This is a genomic window from Paraburkholderia sp. GAS33 (genome assembly GCF_050436645.1).
GTDB lineage: Bacteria > Pseudomonadota > Gammaproteobacteria > Burkholderiales > Burkholderiaceae > Paraburkholderia > Paraburkholderia phenazinium_B.
Genome location: NZ_JBNDMP010000002.1, coordinates 89038 through 107491 on the forward strand (window position 1 = coordinate 89038; position 18454 = coordinate 107491).

15 protein-coding genes and 1 pseudogene are annotated in these 18454 nt (G+C 63.2%); 11 read left to right on the forward strand and 5 right to left on the reverse strand.

The features are described from left to right. Window positions 1-219 precede the first annotated feature (219 nt). The 4 genes from P3T24_RS06805 to P3T24_RS06820 all read left to right on the forward strand — a co-directional run bounded on the left by P3T24_RS06805 (window position 220) and on the right by P3T24_RS06820 (window position 2134). Entirely contained in the window at window positions 220-462 is a 243-nt protein-coding gene (locus P3T24_RS06805) for a hypothetical protein (RefSeq protein WP_429433351.1), read from the forward strand. A 21-nt stretch (window positions 463-483) separates the two neighbouring features. Then, window positions 484-714, forward strand: coding sequence for a DUF2795 domain-containing protein (locus tag P3T24_RS06810; RefSeq protein ID WP_074264399.1), 231 nt, complete (start codon window positions 484-486; stop codon window positions 712-714). A gap of 10 nt (window positions 715-724) precedes the next feature. Next, on the forward strand, window positions 725-1585 hold the full coding sequence (locus P3T24_RS06815) for an AraC family ligand binding domain-containing protein (RefSeq protein ID WP_429433352.1): 861 nt from the start codon (window positions 725-727) through the stop codon (window positions 1583-1585). Between the two features lie 144 nt (window positions 1586-1729). After that, window positions 1730-2134 carry a cupin domain-containing protein gene (locus P3T24_RS06820; RefSeq protein WP_429433354.1) on the forward strand — a complete coding sequence of 135 codons (405 nt, stop codon included), beginning with the start codon at window positions 1730-1732 and terminating at the stop codon, window positions 2132-2134. On the opposite strand, the gene P3T24_RS06825 is transcribed toward P3T24_RS06820, so the two are convergent. Further along, window positions 2123-2575: a GNAT family N-acetyltransferase gene (locus P3T24_RS06825; RefSeq protein WP_074264396.1), complete on the reverse strand. Its 453-nt coding sequence runs from the start codon at window positions 2573-2575 to the stop codon at window positions 2123-2125. The genes P3T24_RS06820 and P3T24_RS06825 overlap by 12 nt on opposite strands. Window positions 2576-2977: 402 nt before the next feature. Then, a pseudogene (locus P3T24_RS06830) lies at window positions 2978-3925 on the reverse strand (LysR family transcriptional regulator); the annotation flags it as partial. Between the two features lie 414 nt (window positions 3926-4339). On the opposite strand from P3T24_RS06830, the gene P3T24_RS06835 reads away from it, so the two are divergent. Continuing rightward, the gene (locus P3T24_RS06835; RefSeq protein ID WP_074264394.1) at window positions 4340-4552 is read left to right on the forward strand and encodes a hypothetical protein; all 213 of its coding nucleotides are present in this window, start codon (window positions 4340-4342) and stop codon (window positions 4550-4552) included. 5 nt (window positions 4553-4557) lie between these two features. Here P3T24_RS06835 and P3T24_RS06840 read toward each other — a convergent pair whose 3' ends face one another. Further along, window positions 4558-5181 carry a TetR/AcrR family transcriptional regulator gene (locus P3T24_RS06840; RefSeq protein WP_074264393.1) on the reverse strand — a complete coding sequence of 208 codons (624 nt, stop codon included), beginning with the start codon at window positions 5179-5181 and terminating at the stop codon, window positions 4558-4560. A 214-nt stretch (window positions 5182-5395) separates the two neighbouring features. Here P3T24_RS06840 and P3T24_RS06845 point away from each other — a divergent pair, with 214 nt between their 5' ends. The 3 genes from P3T24_RS06845 to P3T24_RS06855 are packed head-to-tail and all read left to right on the forward strand — an operon-like array spanning window position 5396 to window position 11288. Further along, window positions 5396-6559 carry an efflux RND transporter periplasmic adaptor subunit gene (locus P3T24_RS06845; protein ID WP_429433356.1) on the forward strand — a complete coding sequence of 388 codons (1164 nt, stop codon included), beginning with the start codon at window positions 5396-5398 and terminating at the stop codon, window positions 6557-6559. Continuing rightward, window positions 6556-9687, forward strand: a complete 3132-nt coding sequence (locus P3T24_RS06850) for an efflux RND transporter permease subunit (protein ID WP_429433358.1) — start codon at window positions 6556-6558, stop codon at window positions 9685-9687. Before P3T24_RS06845 ends, P3T24_RS06850 begins: the two co-directional genes overlap by 4 nt. Window positions 9688-9689: 2 nt before the next feature. Beyond that, complete coding sequence (locus tag P3T24_RS06855; protein ID WP_429433360.1) at window positions 9690-11288, forward strand: efflux transporter outer membrane subunit; 1599 nt, start codon at window positions 9690-9692, stop codon at window positions 11286-11288. Window positions 11289-11291: 3 nt separating this feature from the next. Here the strand turns inward: P3T24_RS06855 and P3T24_RS06860 are convergent, their stop codons facing one another. Both P3T24_RS06860 and P3T24_RS06865 read right to left on the reverse strand, forming a co-directional pair. Then, window positions 11292-12170, reverse strand: coding sequence for a lipid A biosynthesis lauroyl acyltransferase (locus tag P3T24_RS06860; RefSeq protein ID WP_074264389.1), 879 nt, complete (start codon window positions 12168-12170; stop codon window positions 11292-11294). A gap of 327 nt (window positions 12171-12497) precedes the next feature. After that, on the reverse strand, window positions 12498-14981 hold the full coding sequence (locus tag P3T24_RS06865) for a penicillin-binding protein 1A (protein WP_074264388.1): 2484 nt from the start codon (window positions 14979-14981) through the stop codon (window positions 12498-12500). A 437-nt stretch (window positions 14982-15418) separates the two neighbouring features. On the opposite strand from P3T24_RS06865, the gene P3T24_RS06870 reads away from it, so the two are divergent. The 3 genes from P3T24_RS06870 to P3T24_RS06880 all read left to right on the forward strand — a co-directional run bounded on the left by P3T24_RS06870 (window position 15419) and on the right by P3T24_RS06880 (window position 18353). Continuing rightward, window positions 15419-16021 (forward strand): plasmid mobilization protein, encoded by a 603-nt coding sequence (locus P3T24_RS06870; protein ID WP_429433362.1) that lies wholly within the window; start codon window positions 15419-15421, stop codon window positions 16019-16021. A 368-nt stretch (window positions 16022-16389) separates the two neighbouring features. Next, window positions 16390-17070 carry a PspA/IM30 family protein gene (locus P3T24_RS06875; RefSeq protein ID WP_074264386.1) on the forward strand — a complete coding sequence of 227 codons (681 nt, stop codon included), beginning with the start codon at window positions 16390-16392 and terminating at the stop codon, window positions 17068-17070. 116 nt (window positions 17071-17186) lie between these two features. Continuing rightward, window positions 17187-18353 carry a tetratricopeptide repeat protein gene (locus P3T24_RS06880; protein ID WP_429433364.1) on the forward strand — a complete coding sequence of 389 codons (1167 nt, stop codon included), beginning with the start codon at window positions 17187-17189 and terminating at the stop codon, window positions 18351-18353. Window positions 18354-18454 lie beyond the last annotated feature (101 nt).

Below are 18454 nucleotides of genomic sequence, written 5' to 3' on the forward strand. Positions count from 1 at the left end.
TGCGTTTTCTGCCATGATCTGACCCAGACGGCTCCTTTTCGCGGTGTTGCGCGGTCTCACGCGGTTTTTGCGGCGGTTGCACGATTTGCCGTCTAAGATGGAAGGAGTGCGGCGCGTCGTAGGCGCGGTCCGCACGCGGCGTGCGCCATTCCTGCCGCCGCGGGAATGGCACAGCGCTTGCTGCAGTCTCTGCGCTGCATGTGGAAAGGAGGTCGGGCGATGAAAACCTCGACACTGATGGTCATGGTGACGCTGTCGGCTTCGTGCTTTGCAGCGCCGGTTCATACGGCGCTGGACAGCACTGCCGGTTCAGCCGTCGCACGCGCTAATGTCGCACCGGCTGCGCCGAACGTCGGCGTCACGGACGCGAACCGTCCGCAGCAGTGGGAACACATCGCGCTGCCGAAATCGCGGCGCCTGGACCGCGGCCTCACGGGCCAGGATCAGCATCTGCAAACATAATCTGCGACAAGGAGCATGCGCATGTCCGGCTCGGGTATCCCCGGCGAATCGATCGATCTGCAGATTGCAGACGTTCTGCGTGAAGCGAAGTTTCCGGTCAACAAGGACGGACTCGTCGACCTTGCACGCGAAGCCGGCGCCAGCAACGAATTGCTGTCGATGCTCGACGGCTTGCCGGAGCAGGACTACCCGGACATCGCCTCCATCACCCCGCTGCTGGGCGGTAATTTCGGGCCCGGACTCAGCTCTTGAGCGTATGGGCATGACACCGAAGACGCGCCGCACGGACGGCGCCGACTGGATCGAACGCGCGCCTTCGTCCGGCGGCATCGAGCGCATCGAAGCGTTCTTTCATGACGCCGCCTACGGCCTGCACCGCCACGACACCTACGCGATCGGCCGCACGCTAGCCGGCGTGCAAAGCTTCCATTACCGCCGCGGCATGTGCAACAGCGTGCCGGGCATGACGATGGTGCTGCATCCCGACGAAGCGCACGACGGCCAGGCCGGCACCGACGAAGGCTTTCGCTACCGCATGGTCTATGTCGAGCCGGCGCTGTTTCAACAGGTGCTTGGGGGGAAGCCGCTGCCGTTCATCGAAGGCGGACTGTCGGACGATCCGTGCCTGTTCGCGGCCACCGAGGGGCTGCTGCAAGCCATCGACCGCGCCCTTGATCCGCTCGAGCAGGAAGATGCCATTTACGACCTCGCCATGGCGCTCGACGCGGCCTCCGGCGCTACGCAGACAATACGCATTGCCGACTACCGGGCTGCGGAACAGGCTCGCCAGTACCTGCACGAATCGCTCGCGCAAGCCGTCACGCTGGACGAACTCGCTACGGCGAGCGGCAAGGACAAATGGAGCCTGTCGCGCGACTTCCGCGCCCTGTTCGGCACCAGCCTGCACCGCTATCTGACCATGCGTCGTCTCGACCTGGTACGCCGGCTTGCTAGCGAGGGCCGGCCGCTGGCAGATGCCTCCGCTGCCGCCGGCTTCGCCGATCAAAGCCATATGACACGGCACTTCACCAAAACGTGGGGCGTGCCGCCGTCGCGCTGGTTGAAGATGGTGAGTCAGGCAAACACCGCGGGCCACGCGTCTGGCACGGTCTTGCGACGCTAGCGCCGCGCGGGCACCTGTTCGCATACGCTCGCGCGCGACTCACACGCCACTCATACGCACCCAAGCCACGCACATTCGTACAAGACGCTGCAAGCCGCAGGCCGTACGCTTACCCGTGCCTCTTTAGACCCACAGGAACAAACGATGTCGAACACACCGGCCCCGGCCAGCACGGCCCTCCATGCCCCCTACCGCGCGATCAATTTCGCCGAAAAACTCGCTCTCATTCACGACCAATGGCAACAGCGCGTCGTGGCGGAGATGAACGACTACCAGTTCAAGGTGGTGAAAATCGAAGGCGATTTCGTCTGGCACGAGCACGCGGAGACCGACGAGACCTTTATCGTGCTCGACGGACACTTGCGAATCGATTTCCGCGACGGTGCAGTGCATCTTTCAGCCGGCGAGATGTTTGTCGTGCCGCGCGGCAAGGAGCACAAGCCGTATGCCGAGAAGGAAGTGCAGATGCTGGTGATCGAACCGCGCGGCGTCAGGAATACCGGCGGCGAAGAGAGTGAGCCGACCGCGAAGAATGACTTATGGATTTGAGGCCGCGCGCGGCTCGCGGACATAGTAAATGTCCCACTCGTCTTCACCGGTTTTGACAAAACCGTGGCGCTGATAGAAGCGGTTCGAGTCGCTGTCGCGCAGCGCTCCCAATCTGACCGGCACGCCCTGGGTATCGGCATCGGCGAGCACAGCTTCGAGCGCGACAGCGCCGACGCCCTTGCCCTGGTGAGCAGGAACGATATACAAATGAGCAAGTTGTAGATGACCGGGCTCCGGCCTGACGAGCACAAAGCCTGCCTCGACGCCATCCACGAGAATGAACCGGCACTGCGCGGGTTCGAACGACGCCAGAAACCGTTCACGGGCACGAACCGGATCAAACCGCCCGATGCGCTCGAGACTTTCGCGCATCGCTTCGATGCGGATTTGCACCAGCGTTTCGACGTCGTCGCTGGTTGTGTTGGCAAAGGCGACGTTCAACTCGTCATGCTCCCCGGATAGCGTGCGCGGACTCACCGCGGATTGGTCGCGGGCGGCTGTCCGCGCCCTGCTAACCCGCAGTATCGCCTGATTATTGCCACACGCTCAAGGGCGCCGAGTCGCGCCTTTGTCCCTCCGCTGATACCGCCCCGCGTCCGCAATCCGGACGCAGCGAGCAACGCGTCCCTCTGCGTCACTACGTCTGTCGGGCGCCTGTGTTTTCTGCGCAGTTCACAAACCCGCTGCAGTCGCCTGGTCGGTCATGCGAGCCGACCGCGCTGCCTTGCGCGGCGCGGGGGCCGCAGCCGCCTTACCGCGCTGCAAGGACGCAGCTTCATCGATGTCATCGAACTCCGGCGCGTTCGCTTCCATCTCCGCCACCGTACGCTGCATCATCTGAGCCGGACGCAGTGCTGGCTCCTGCAAGGCCGCGGGGTCGCCCGGCAGACCCGTCGACATCTGGCTGAAGTGTTCAACCAGATGATCGATAAAGGTCCGCACCTTGGCCGGCAGATGGTGACGGCTCGGATACGCAATCGTCACCTCCACCTGCGGCAGACGATAACCGGCCAGCAGCCGCACCAGACGGCCGCGTTCGAGATCGCGGCCAATCAGGTAACTCGGCAGGATGGCGATGCCCATGCCGAGCAATGCGAACTGACGCAGCATTTCCGTGTTGTTCGCGACGATCGCATTGGTCGGACGCATCCGCACTTCGCCCTTGCCGTCGATGCTCGTGAAGACGCGCTCGTCGCCGCCGTATTCGGATGGCAACGACAGGCTCGGATGATCCTGCAGTTGCTCGGGACGGGTCGGCGTGCCGTGTTTGCGCAGATAGTCCGGAGTCGCGCACACCGTCATATGACCCGTGGTGAGACGCCGCGTGACAATACTCGCGCTACGCATCTGGCGGGCAATCAGCACGCCCACGTCGAAACCTTCTTCGACCAGATCAACATGGCGATCCACCAGCGTGACATCGGGAATGACGTTCGGATAACGCTCGGCGTACGACTGCAATACCGGCGCGAAGTTATGCAGGCCGAACACCACCGGCGCCACGATGCGCAAGGTGCCGACCGGTTCGTGATTGCGCGCCACCACCATCTGCTCGACGCCTTCGAGGTCGTCGAGGATCGGACGAACGCGCTCGAGATAGACCCGGCCCGACTCGGTCAGCGACTGGCTGCGCGTCGTGCGGTTGAGGAGGCGCGTGCCGAGACGTTCTTCGAGGTCGGCTACGTGACGGGTCACGACGGCAGTGGAAATGCCCATCGTGCTGGCAGTACGGGCGAAGCTGCCGAGTTCGGCCACTTTGACGAAAACTCGCATCGACTGCAAATGATTCATGGGGCCACTCCTGCCGCGGTTAAAGCCAAGCCAACGAACACCGACGCGGCGTAAAAACGGAGCGTCGGCGACTGCGCAAGCCAATGACTACCAGCGGGTGACATCGCACCTCGACGGCGGACCTCGTGCGTGGTTTCCCACGCCGCCAGTCGCTCGCACCAAGGCTTGCCCTACGGGTTTGATTGTATCGACCACTCATGGCCCAACCCTGTCGTGAACATGACAAAACGGTCAGGTAAATGATGCGCAGGAAATTAAACGGAGTTGCGCGCTGTTCGAAGCGCAAAGGCGGCAGCGGGGGCAAATAACGTGGCACGGGAAAATACGTGCCAGGGGAAGGCGTTTTGGCGTACGCCGGACTAGGTGAAAACCCTAGGTTGAGGTATCATTGCGGGCGAAAAGGAAGATATCGCCATGCCATACCGTTTCCAGATTTTTGAAAAGATCGCGTTTTCGTTGGTCGTTTTGTCCGCAGTCGCCTGCTCTGCCTTCATCGCCTACGAAACGGATCCCGACGTCCGCCAGGTCCTGCATGCGGGTAAAACCGCGCTGCAATGGAGCGGCGAGTATTCGTTCGTCTGCGCGTCGCCCGTGACCGACGCCTGTGCGAACTTCCCGGTGGACTGACCCGCTCAGCCTGCCGCATCGCGCCCGAATACGACGCGCGCAAAGAATCCCGCCAGTACCGCCTCGGCTGCATCCGCAGAAATGTTCTGCGGATCGATCGTGCTCAGGAACTGCACGCCTTCGCACAGCCCCATCAGGCCTATCGCCAACGTTTCCGCCGGCAACAGCAACGGCGTGCCTGCACGCGCCGAAAATGCGCGAATGTATTCGCTCATATGCTCGCGCTTCTCATGCATGAATGCGTTGAATTTCGCCCGGAAGCGGCTATCGCGCGCGGCCACGAGCTTGGCCTCCATCCATAGCAGGAAGCATTTGTTGTCGTGCGGCAGGTTGCTGTAGTACGCCAGCACCTGCGCCTCCATGGTCTCGCGCGTCGCCCCTTCCTCGAAGATGCTCTCCAGTTGCGCCTGCATCTCCTCATGGTCGCGCCTGAGCAATTCGAGGAACAGTTCGGGCTTGCTGCTGAAGTTCGAATAGAACGCTCCGCGCGTATAGCCGGCCGCCTCCGCGATGTCTTCTACACTCGTCGCGACGAACCCTTTCTTCATAAAAATAGCTTGCGCGGCATCGAGCAGCCGCTGGCGCGTCTGGTCTTTGCTCTGCTCGCGTGTGAGGCGTTGGCGTTTCATGCTGAATAGTTTATCACCGGAAAGAATTCACATACGGCTTCACATTCGGATACAGGTATGTATTAGAATGCAGTTCATCATCTGAAGCAACAGTCTATTGCACGCTCTGTTTCAAACGTGCCTTCGTTGACCAGCCGTCTGGCTTGTTCTGTTCGTTCGCTGTCTTCTGATTGGGGTAATTGTGAATCGTCCCAGTGGTCGCGCATCACATTCGATGCGCAAGCGCAGTCATCCGCGTCGCCGTTTGTCTCTCTTGTCCCCTTTGTCCACGCCGCGCCGCGCGGCATCCGCGCTCGCACTCGCCGGCCTTCTGCTGCTCGGCGCCTGCGGCCAGAAGCAGGCGGCCGCGCCCGCACCGCGTCCCGTAGTCGCGCTCGCCGTTCATGCCGATGGCAGTTCGCTGTCAGCCTCGCTGCCCGGCGAAGTACAGGCTCGTTACTCGACGCCACTGTCGTTCCGGATTGCCGGCAAGATCATCGAGCGGCATGTGCGCCTTGGCGATACCGTGAAGGTCGGCGAAGTTGTGGCCCGGCTCGACCCGGCCGACGCGCAAAAGAGCGCAGCCAGCGCGCAGGCGCAACTCGATGCGGCACAACACAGCCTCGTCTACGCAAAGCAGCAACTGGACCGCGACCAGGCGCAGGCGCGCGAGAACCTGATCTCGGCCGCGCAACTGGAGCAGACCACCAACGCGTATGCCTCGGCGTTGTCCCAACGCGACCAGGCGGCGCAGCAGACCGCGCTGCAGAAGAACCAGTTGCAATACACCGACCTGCTCGCCGATCACGCCGGCGTGATTACCGCCGAACAGGCGCAGACCGGACAGAATGTGTCGGCCGGACAAGCCGTCTACAACCTCGCGTGGAGCGGCGATATCGACGTGGTCGTCGATGTGCCGGAAAGCACGCTCGCGGCGCTCGCGGTTGGCCAGACCGCCAAGGTCACCATGTCCGCACTGCCGGGGCGCAGCTTCAGCGCCCGCGTGCGCGAGCTATCGCCTGCCGCCGATCCGCAAAGCCGCACGTATCGTGCGAATCTCACGCTGCTCGATCCGGGCCCGGATGTGCGACTTGGTATGACCGCCGACGTCGCACTCACTTCGGGCAATACCGCGACCCAGCCCGCAACTTCGTTCACACTGCCCGCCACTGCGCTGTTCCACGACGGCACGGCGCCTGCCGTGTGGGTCGTGCATGAAGGCACCAACGTGCTGGAACTGCGCCGCGTGCAGGTAACGCGCTATGACGAGCGCACCGTCGCCATTTCCGGCGGCCTGAAAGACGGCGAACGTGTCGTGCTGCAAGGTGTCCACACGGTCACAGCTGGCGAGACGGTTCATCCGATCGCCCCGCTGCACCCCGAGGACTTCGCTTCATGAGTACTCCACATGAACATGAAGAGGGACGCTTCAACCTGTCCGCGTGGGCGCTGCGTCATCAGGCACTCGTCGTATTCCTGATCGCGCTCGCGACCGCGTTCGGGATCCTCGCCTATACGAAGCTCGCGCAATCGGAAGACCCGCCGTTCACGTTCCGCGTGATGGTGATCCAGACCTTCTGGCCGGGCGCAACCGCGCGCCAGGTGCAGGAAGAGGTTACCGACCGCATCGGCCGCAAGCTGCAGGACACGCCGTATATCGACTTCGTGCGCAGCTATTCGCGCCCGGGCGAATCGTTGATGTTCTTCTCGATGAAGGACTCGGCGCCTGTCAAGGATGTGCCGGAAACGTGGTACCAGGTGCGCAAGAAAGTCGGTGACATCGCCGCCACGCTGCCGCAAGGCATTCAAGGGCCGTTTTTTAACGACGAATTCGGCGACGTCTACACCAACATCTACACGCTCGAAGGCGACGGTTTCTCCGCTGCACAACTGCACGACTATGCGGACGAATTGCGCACGGTGCTGCTACGCGTACCGGGCGTCGCCAAGGTCGATTATTTTGGCGATCCTAACCAGCACGTCTACATCGAGATCGCCAACACGCAGTTGACGCGTCTGAACGTGTCGCCCCAGCAGATCGCGCAGGCCATCAACTCGCAGAACAGCGTCTCGCCGGGCGGCACGCTGACCACGCTGGATGATCGCGTCTTCGTGCGCCCCACCGGCCAGTTCAAGGACGTCAACGCCCTCGCCGATACGCTGATCCGCATCAACAACCGCTCGTTCCGCCTCGGCGACATCGCGACGATCAAACGCGGCTACGACGATCCCGTATCCACGCAGATGCGGTACGGCGGCAAGGCCGTGCTCGGCATCGGCGTGACGATGCAACCGGGCGGCGACGTCATCCAGCTAGGCAAGGCGCTCGACAAACAGTCCGCCACCCTGCGCTCCTATCTGCCGGCCGGGCTCAAGCTCGTCGAAGTGTCGAGCATGCCGAATGCGGTGGCGAAATCGGTGGACGACTTCCTGGAGGCGGTTGCCGAGGCGATTGCGATCGTGCTGGTGGTGAGTCTCGTCTCGCTGGGCGTGCGCACCGGCATGGTGGTCGTGATCTCGATTCCGATCGTGCTCGCGGTCACGGCGCTGTGCATGTATCTGTTCGATATCGGCTTGCACAAGGTCTCGCTCGGCACGCTTGTGCTGGCGCTCGGCTTGCTGGTCGACGACGCGATCATCTCCGTGGAGATGATGTCGGTGAAGCTCGAACAGGGCTGGAGCCGCGCCCGTTCCGCCGCGTTTGCCTACACCAGTACCGCGTTTCCGATGCTGACCGGCACACTCGTCACGGTGTCCGGCTTCCTGCCGATCGCGCTGGCCAAATCGAGCACCGGCGAATACACGCGGTCGATCTTCGAAGTGTCGGCGATTGCGTTGATCGCGTCGTGGCTCGCCGCCGTGGTGCTGATCCCCATGCTCGGCTATCACATGCTGCCGGAGCGCAAACGTCAGGCACACGAAGCGCACGACTACGAACACGATATCTACGACACCCGCTTCTACAAGCGCCTGCGCGGCTGGATTGGCTGGTGCATCGAGCGGCGCTTCGTCGTGCTGACGATCACCGTCGCGCTGTTCGTGGTCTCGCTGTTTGGTTTTACCCTCGTCCCGCAACAGTTCTTCCCGAGTTCGGATCGCCCCGAGTTGCTGGTCGACGTCCGCCTGCCTGAAGGCGCTTCCTTCGAGGCCACCCTGCGCCAGGCACAGCGGCTCGAGAAAGCGATCGAGGGCCGTCCCGAGATCGACCATTCGGTGGATTTCGTCGGCAGCGGCGCGCCGCGCTTCTATCTGCCGCTCGACCAGCAATTGCAGCAGCCGAATTTCGCACAGTTCGTGATCACCGCGAAGTCGGTCAAGGACCGTGAGAAGCTCGCGCAATGGCTCGAGCCGGAATTGCGCAACCAGTTCCCGGCCATCCGTACGCGCCTGTCGCGCCTCGAAAACGGGCCGCCGGTCGGCTATCCGGTACAGTTTCGCGTGAGCGGCGACGACATCGCCACGGTGCGCTCGATCGCCGAACGCGTCGCCACGACGATGCGCGACGACCATCGCACGACCAACGTCCAGTTCGACTGGGACGAGCCGGCCGAGCGCTCGGTGCGCTTCGAGATCGACCAGAAGAAGGCGCGTGAGTTGGGCGTCACTTCGGACGACGTATCGAGCTTCCTCGCCATGACGCTGTCCGGCTATACGGTCACGCAGTACCGTGAACGCGACAAGCTGATCAGCGTCGATCTGCGTGCGCCGAAGACGGAGCGCGTGGATCCGGCGCAGCTCGTCACGCTGGCGATGCCCACGCCCAATGGTCCGGTGCCGCTCGGTACGCTCGGCCATATGCGCTACGACCTCGAGTACGGGGTAATCTGGGAACGCGACCGCCAGCCGACCATCACGGTGCAATCGGACGTCATCGGCAACGCGCAAGGCATCGACGTGACCAATAGCGTCGACAAGGCGCTGAGCCAGATCCGCTCGACGCTGCCGGTCGGCTACCGTATCGAACTGGGCGGCTCGGTGGAGGAAAGCGAGAAAGGCCAGACTTCCATCAACGCACAAATGCCGATCATGATCATCGCCGTGCTGACGCTTCTGATGATCCAGTTGCAAAGTTTCGCTCGCGTGCTGATGGTGGTGCTGACCGCCCCGCTCGGCCTGATCGGCGTGGTCGCCACGCTGCTGCTGTTCGGTCAGCCGTTCGGCTTCGTGGCGATGCTCGGGGTGATCGCGATGTTCGGCATCATCATGCGCAACTCGGTGATTCTGGTCGATCAGATCGAGCAGGACATCGCCGCAGGTCACAAACGCTTCGATGCGATCGTCGGTGCGACCGTGCGGCGTTTCCGGCCCATTACGCTAACTGCGGCAGCGGCCGTGCTGGCGCTGATTCCGTTGCTGAGTTCGAACTTCTTCGGGCCGATGGCCACCGCGCTGATGGGCGGCATCACGAGCGCCACGGTGCTGACGCTGTTCTATCTGCCCGCGCTCTACGCAACCTCGTTCAGAGTGCGCGGCGATGAACGCGAACCGCCGGCCGCCTCGACGCAAGCGTCGCATTCGGGAAATTGACCATGACTCATTCTGTCTTCAAACGTGTCAGGCAGGCCCGCACGCTAGGGGTAGGCGGTAGCGCGCTCGTGCTCGCGGCCTGCTCTTTCGGCCCGAACGGCAACCCGCCAGCGGTGCCGCAACCGGCTCACTACGGCGCCGAGCCGCAGGTCACCCAAACAGTGCCCGCGCAGGGCATCACCCAGCAGTTTGTAGTAGGCGCCAAGCCGGTGCCGACGTGGTGGCGGCTGTATCAATCGGATGACTTGAACGCGCTGGTCGATGAAGGCCTGCGCAACAGCCCCACCCTCGCCGCAACCGACAAGAGCCTGACAGCGGCGCGCGAGCAGTTGCGCGCGCAGGTCGGCAGTTCGATGCTGCCCACCGTCGATGCCGTAGCCCAGCCGGCCCGGCAGCGCGCGCTCGGGATTCCGGAAATCGGGCCGAACACGTTCCTGTACAACACGTTCGTCGGCGAGTTGCAGGCGCACTACACGATCGACCTGTTTGGCGCTTCGCGGCTCGCCAACGCCGCGCTCGCTTCACGGGTGAACGTGCAGGTTTTTCAACTGGAATCGGCGCGGCGCGCGCTGGCGGCCAACATCGTGACGGCGGCCATCACCTCGGCCGCACTGCATGCGCAGATCGACACGACCCAGCGGCTCATTGCGCTCGCGAATGACGACGCCCGCGACACAGCACGACGCTATGCGCTCGGCGCGGTATCGCATGCAGATATGCTCAATGCGCAACAGAGCGCGGCATCGTTGGCAGCCAGTTTGCCGGGGCTGCAGCAACAGTGGGTGAGCACGCGGCATGCGCTCGCAGTGCTGATCGGACGCACGCCCGATGCCGCGCCGCCCGATCTCGATCTGGCGCAACTGCATGTGCCCGAGCAGGTGCCGGTGGTCGTGCCGTCGGAGCTATTGCGCACGCGCCCGGACATCCAGGCCGCCGATGCTGCGGTCAAGGCCGCCGCAGCGGATGTGGGAGTGGCTACCGCACAGATGTATCCGAGCCTGTCGCTCACAGCCTCGATGGGACAAGGCGGCTTTAGCTGGCCGCTGGCGCTTTCCGGCGCGGGCGCCATCTGGGCCGTAGCGGGTTCCCTCTCGCAGCCGATCTTCCACGGCGGCGCACTGTTCGCGCAACGCCGCGCGGCAATGGCGACTTACGACGCAGCCACGGAGCAGTACAAGCAGACGGTGCTGACGGCGTTCCAGAACGTCGCCGATACGCTGGCTGCGCTCGAGCACGACGCGCAGGCACTCGACGCCTCAAACGTGGCAGCACGGGCGGCGCAGGGCATTTCGGATGAGACCGCGGCACGTTACCGTCTGGGCGCCGTGCCGGTGTCGGCTGCACGCTCGAGTGAGCAGCAGTTTCGCAACGCGCGGCTCGATGAGATCCGCTATACCGGTGCGCGATTGACCGATACCGCGGCGCTGTTTCAGGCAATGGGGACGCCGCCAGTAGATGAAGTGGGTGCGGTGGGGTCTACGGCAACAACGGGGGCGTCTGGCACGACTGGAGGAACCACAGGCGCTGCTGCGGCTCCGGCAGCGCCAATGCACTCGCCAGTCTCTGGCTCGCAGCCGTCTACCGGCCCCGTGCCAGGCTAAGCGTCAATACACCGCCGGCTCTCCCACGGGCCGGTGCTTGAAACGCTTGTGTACCCAGTAATATTGGGCCGGAATCCGCCGCACCTGGGTTTCGAGGAACTCGGTGATACGACGTGCATCGACGGTCGCATCGGCTGACGGAAAATCGCTTAGTTCTTCGAAGATTGTCAGCTTGTAGCCACGGTAATCCGGCAATACCTCGGTGACGAACGGCACGACCCGCGCATTGCCCGCCTTGGCGAGGCGCGACACCGACGTCAACGTACACGCCGGCACCCCGAAGAACGGCACGAACACCGAGTCGCGCAGACCGAAATCCATGTCGGCTGCCAGCATCACCGGCTTGCCTTCGCGCAGCACGCGCAGCGCGCGGCGCACGCTGTCGCTGCGCGGAATCATCTCGGTGCCGAAACGGCCGCGCTGGCGCTTGGCCATCGCATCGAACAGCACGTTCGACATCGGCGTGTACAGCGAAGCAACCGGATGACGTGTCGAGTACATCATGCAGCCGGCCTCGATCCCCACGAAGTGAAAACCGAGGAAAATCGTCGGCCGCGAGTGCGCTTCCGCCAGGTCGATCGCGCTTTCCACTTCGACCAGCCGCGAAATCGCCGCCGCGTTGCCGAACCACTGCGGCCCCCGCTCGACGTAACTGCGAATCACATGGCAAAAGTGCGCGCGAGCAAGGCGCTCACGCTCCTCGTCGCTCATGTCCGGAAAACAGAGTTTCAGATTGGTATGCACGACGCGGCGGCGCGTGCTCGGAATGCGATAGAGCAGCGCGCCAAGTCCGTTGCCCACGCGGGCAACCACGCCATATGGCAGGAGTGCGAACACGCGCAGCAGTCCTGTCATCAGAAAGATGAGTATTCGGCTTTTCACGAGAGGGATCCCGGTTGAGAGCGGTGAAGCAAACACTTCGTCCTGGCACGCCTGAGCGGAGGGGGCGAAGTGGCATGCGCGCGCGTCAAAACCGGGTACCGCGCTGCGCTTTGGTAAAAAAACGGGAGATCACGCGTTTCCGCGAGTCGAGAGTTTACAAATTGGGTACGCGAATACTAAACCGGATTTGACCGGACCAGGGCATCGCACGGTAGAAATTACATTACGACGTATTAGCGCGGCCCGGTGGGGGAAGATGAAGGGGAAATTGGCGCGTGCGTGAGACTCGCGAATCCGGGCGGCTCGCGCCCGGATTCGCCCGCCCCATCAGGGTTTGTTCGATTCGAACAGGTTCATGATCTGCTGCTTTTCGCTCGACGACACATCTGGCGGCGTCATCCCCGCCGGACCGACGCCCCCGACGGCGTCGCTTGCGCCCGCCAGCGGATTGGCCGAGTCGAGGCCGATGCTGGCGACAAAACCGTTGCCCGGCGTCATGTCCGTATAGAACAGTTCGCCGTCGACGCTGGTGACGGTGTCGGGCATGGCCGGCTCGGCCTGCGGCACACCGCGCAGCGCGTGCCCCATGTAGTCGACCCAGATCGGCAACGCGAGTTGCGCGCCGAATTCGCGGCTGCCGAGGCTCTTCGGCTGGTCGTAGCCCATCCAGGCCACCGCAACGAGCGATTGCTGGTAACCGGCGAACCAGCCGTCCTTGGCGTCGTTCGTCGTACCGGTCTTGCCCTGCAGGTCCGAACGCTTCAGCACGTTGGTGCCCGCGCCGGTACCGGCGGTCGCCACCGAGTGCAGCAGACTGTTCATGATGTACGCGTTGCGCGGGTCGATCGTGCGCGGTGCGTCGCGGCCCGCCGTGAGCGGCTGTGCCTTGGAAATCGTTACGCCACGCGGGTCCGTCACCTCGTTGATCAGATACGGATTGATCCGGTAGCCACCGTTCGCGAACACCGAATACGCACCGGCCGATTGCAGCGGCGTGACGAGGCCCGCACCGAGCGCCATCGGCAGATACGGCGGCGTCTTGTCGGCATCGAAGCCGAAACGCTGTGTCACGAAATCCTGCGCGTACTTCGTGCCGATGAACGAGAGGATGCGGATCGACACCAGGTTCTTCGATTTCTCCAGCGCGATGCGCATCGGCATCGGACCGTCCGGCTGGTCGTCGTCCTTCGGCTCCCACGGATCGCCGCCCGGGCTGCTAGGCGGGAAATAGAGCGGCGCGTCGTTGATGATCGTCGCCGGTCCGAGGCCCTTGTCGAGCGAAGCCGAATAGATAAACGGCTTGAAGCTCGAACCCGGCTGGCGCCATGCCTGGGTGATGTGATTGAACTTGTTCTTGTTGAAATCGAAGCCGCCGATCAGCGCGCGAATCGCCCCGTCCTGCGGCGTGAGCGACACCAGCGCGCCCTCCACCTGCGGCAATTGCGTGATCTGCCAGTTGCCCTTATCGTCCGCTACGACACGGATGATCGAGCCGGGCTTGATGCGTTGCGCCGCCGTGGCGCGCGGACCCAACGCGGCCGCCACGAACTTCAGGCCGTCGCCGTTGATGGTCGCCTCGGTGCCGTCGAGGAACTGCGCCTGCACTTCCTTCGGATTCGCCGCCGTCACCACGGCCGCGACGATCTCGCCGTTATCCGGGTGATCGGTCAGCGCATCGTCGATGGCCTGGTCACGGTCGTCGCCCGGCGGTGGCAGGTCGACATTACCTTCCGGACCGCGATACCCGTGACGGCGCTCATAGTCCATTACGCCCTTACGCACTGCGTGGTAAGCGGCGTCCTGATCCGCAGAATCGATCGTGGTAATCACGTTCAGACCGCGCGTATAGGTTTCGTCCCTGTACTGCGCGTACATCATCTGACGGACCATTTCCGCGACATACTCGGCATGCACGCTGTACTCATTGCCGGGATTCTTGGTGCGAATCTCTTCCTTCACGGCCGCGTCGTACTGTTCCTGCGTGATGTACTTCAGATCCAGCATCCGCTTGAGAATGTATTCCTGACGGATCTTCGCGCGTTTCGGATTGACCACCGGGTTATACGCCGACGGCGCCTTCGGCAAGCCAGCCAGCATTGCGCACTCCGCGAGCGACAGGTCCTTCAGATCCTTGCCGAAATACACACGCGCCGCCGCAGAGAAACCGTACGCGCGCTCGCCCAGATAAATCTGGTTCATGTACAGCTCGAGAATCTGATCCTTCGTCAGCGCACGCTCGATCTTGTATGCGAGCAGCATTTCATACACTTTACGGGTGTAAGTCTTCTCGCTCGACAGGAAGAAGTTGCGTGCCACCTGCATCGTGATCGTACTTGCGCCCTGCGACGCGCCGCCGTGCAGCAGGTCGGCGGAGCCGGCCCGCAGAATGCCGACGAAGTCGACGCCGCCGTGCTCGTAGAAGCGATAGTCTTCGATCGCGAGCACCGCTTTTTTCATCTGATCCGGAATATCCTGGAAGCGCACGAGGTTGCGCCGCTCTTCGCCGAATTCGCCGATCAGCACGTGGTCTGCGGTGTAGACGCGCAGGGGCACCTTCGGACGGTAGTCGGTGAGTGCCTCCAGGGACGGCAACTGCGGCCCCATGACGACAAGCGCGTAGCCGATGATCAACGCACCGACGACCAGCAGGGTCGCAACGAGGCCCACGAACGTCAGCAGGATGCGCCCGACGAGCGAACGGCGCCGCGGCTCGTCGCGCGAAGCGTCATTGCGTCCTGGGTTGCGGTGGTAGGGATCCCGGTCGTCACCACCCGGAGAATTTGAGGATTGCGGTCGTTTGATGATTGGCATGACTCGAATAGATGGCGCTTGACTGCACGCCTTTATGCGGGCGGCAATTGCCGCCGCACGGCCTTACGCCCCCGGCTGGCCGCACGGCGCGCCCGGATAGGACCGACCCTGAGGGGGCCCCGCGCAACGTAACAGCGCATTTTAAAGAAATCAAGCGCGGTCCAAGGTGATTTTTTTGTAAGAATTCCCTTCGGGATTCTTCTCCGAAGCGCGCTGGCGTATGGCTGCGCGGAAAAGCGCGGTTATCAACAGAAATTGTTGAAAGCCCTGTGGACAAGGCCACTTGAAACGTTTCAACCCTTTGATGTCACGGGATTTTCATGCGGCGCACGTTACGCATCGGGGCAACTCGCCTTATGATGGACTCGTCGCGCGGGGAAAGCGCGGCCGCGCGCCAAATCAGGCGTTCCACGCCACAACAAGTACGCGAGCAGACTATGAACAAGCCCAGCGAACGCATCGTCGTATTCGTCACACCGGCCCAGAAACGCGCCATTGCCGCCAGCGCAGAAAAACTCGGCATCAGCGTTAGCGAACTGATGCGGCGTGCCGTGCTGAGCTTCGGCGCCACCAGCGAACAGGTCAAGGCCGCAAGCATCGTCGACAGACTGCGTGCGCCGCGCGAACCGGACGCGCTGAATGCAGCGCTGGAACGGGTCGCGCGCGGCACCCGCAACGCTCGCGCTGCCCTGCCCGCCGTGCTGAAGAAAGACGAAAAAGACGCTGCTGTGCCTGCCGGCGCGGAACCAGAAGCCGCAAGCGAGCCCCTGCTGCCGGCGGACGTGCTCGCGGCGCTGGTGCGCACGCCGGAAGAAGAACAGGCGTTGGCCGACGCCCAGGCGGTGGCGCGCGTCACCGCGGCAGAAGCCGCTGCAATTGCACACCCTGCCGACCCCGGCGGGCAGAGCGGGCAGACAGACCTGCCGCCTGTCGCTACGCCCCGCGCGCCGCGCACGCGCGTGCGCGTTCGGATCGACACCGCGCCCGACAACGACGATCCGCGCAACGACCCCACTCCGGAAGACGGCCGCTTCGCGTGAACGGCACGGCGCCATGCCGTTGGACGCATTTCGCTTCGTCCTCACACAACGTTGAAATATTCCGCGGGCCTTTGCGCGGAATCGACGTCTGAAACTGTGTGGAACCGACTTTTTAAGGCGGTTTTAAGACATCCTATGGTGTAATCTTTGCCAGCTGCTGAGGCTGCATGGCTTGCACGAGGCCCTTTGCCCCACTGGCGCAACACAGCGGTTGAACAATTTGCGGGGCGGCTATTGCATTTCGCACGCGTGCCCCGACTTCCGCAGCGGTTGCCCGCGCAATACCGCGACGGGCAGCGTAAACTAGTGGTCACAAGTGGTCGAACGCGCCAGCTACCCAGCGCCGATTTCATTTTACGGAGGTATACATGTCGCTATTTGACAGCATCTCGCGCACGCTCAAAGGTCTCCTGAACGACGCTGCCGATTCCGTGCAGGATCCGTCGCGCGACTCGCGCCAGATCGTGCGTGAGCTCGACGAGAGCATCGCCAAGGCTGAGAACTCGCTGATCGAGATTCAGGCCCAGGTGGCCACCCAGCAAAGCAAGCGCGACGTTGCCGCCGACAAGGCGAAGAAGTACGAAGACGGCGCCAAGCGCGCGCTGCAATCGGGTGACGAAGCACTCGCCCGCGAAGCGCTCGGCGCACAGGCCACCGCCGAAACGGAACGCGATGCGCTGGCGCGAGAACTCTCGACGCTCGAGCCGTCGGTCGATCAGTTGAAGAGCCAGATCGAAGATATGCGTGGCCGTCGCAACGACCTCGCTTCACGCTCGAGCATTCTGCAGGCCAAACAGGAAATCGCTCAGGCCAAAGATGTCGCTGCAACCGCGTTGGGCGGCATCGGCGGACGCAACCTGTCGGAAGACTTCCAGAAGCTCGAAGACAAGGTCGCGCTGTCGAATGCACGTTCCGACGCTCGCCTGAATTCCGCTGACGTGAAGAGCGGCAAGGCGCTCGACGACAAGCTCGCCGAGCTCAATCGCGGGCCGTCGGTCGAAGACCGCCTCGAAGCGTTGAAGAAGCAGTTGAACACGCCGGCCCAGTAACACGTCGTCAAGCAGTACACCGGATGTGACGCAGCGCCGGCAATCGTGCGGCGCTGCGTGTCACACCGGAGAATCGATCGACATGGAGACGGGTGTAAAGCCATCCGGTCCGACACATGAAAAAATTTCTCGCAGCCGCATTCGCGTCGCTGTTGCTGATCTCCACGGCGGCCTTCGCCGTGCCGACAGCGCAGCAGATCGAATCCGCGATGTCACAGGGCAACTGGCAGCAGGCCGATGCAGGGCTGACCGAAGTGCTGCAGGCTCATCCGGACAACGCACGTGCGCACTATCTGTACGCCCAGGTGCTCGATCGCGAAGGCCGCACGGGCGATGCTCTCGCGCAGATCCAGCAGGCCAAGACGCTCGATCCGCAAATCCGCTTCACCGACCCTACGCGCTTCGCGCAGACCGAAGCGCGCATCCGCCGCGACGCGGAACGTACCGGTGCTGCAACGGGCCACACCACCAATCCGTTCGCACAACAGAACACGGCGGTACAGCAGTCGGCCATGGCGCCGCAAGTACCTGAACGGCATGGTCCAGGCATGGGCCTATGGATCGGCATCATTGTCGTGATCGGTGCGATTGCGCTGGTGTTGCGCTGGACATTGCGCCGCGCTCGCACGCAGGACGACTCGCGCGCCGACGACGATCGCCGCGTTCAGCTCAAGCGCGCTACGGAGCTGCTTAACGCAGTGCGCTCGCTGAAGCTCGATGTGAAGCTCTCTACGTTGCCGGGACATGAAGCGCTCGCGCGCGAAGTGGAAGGCACGGAAGATCAGTTGCGCGGTGTTGTCGAAGGACTCTCCAACGGCAAGAATCCGTTGCCGCCGTATCAGCTCGACGAACTGGAACAGCGCGTTGCCAGCCTGAAGGCGCGTGCAGAAGGTCGCCCCGATCCGTACGCGGCTGCGCCTGCAGGTTCGGGCGAATCCGCGTATGCCCGTGAAGCCGATCGTTTCGGTAATCCGCCGCAAGCGCCCTATCCTTATCCGCAGCAGCAACCGCCTCAGGTTATCGTGCAGCAAGGTGGCGGCTTTGGTGGCGGCATGGGCGGTCTGCTGACCGGCGTGCTGCTCGGCGAGGCGCTCAACTCGGGTCGTGAGCGCGAAGTGATCGTCGAGGACGACGAAAGCCGGCGCCGCCGCGACGACGGCAATAACGGCAACAACGACGGCGGTCTCGATTTCGGCCAGGGGTCGAACAACTGGGACGACGGCAGCGGCGGTGGCGGCGTGGACATGGGCAACGACGACTCCGGCGGCTGGAACGACACCTGATACCTGATCCAGACACGCGCGCAAGCGCGGTGCAGGTTCCCAGTTCACCGCTGCGATGACGCGCAACATCCACGAAACACAGGCTCCATGCATGGAGCCTG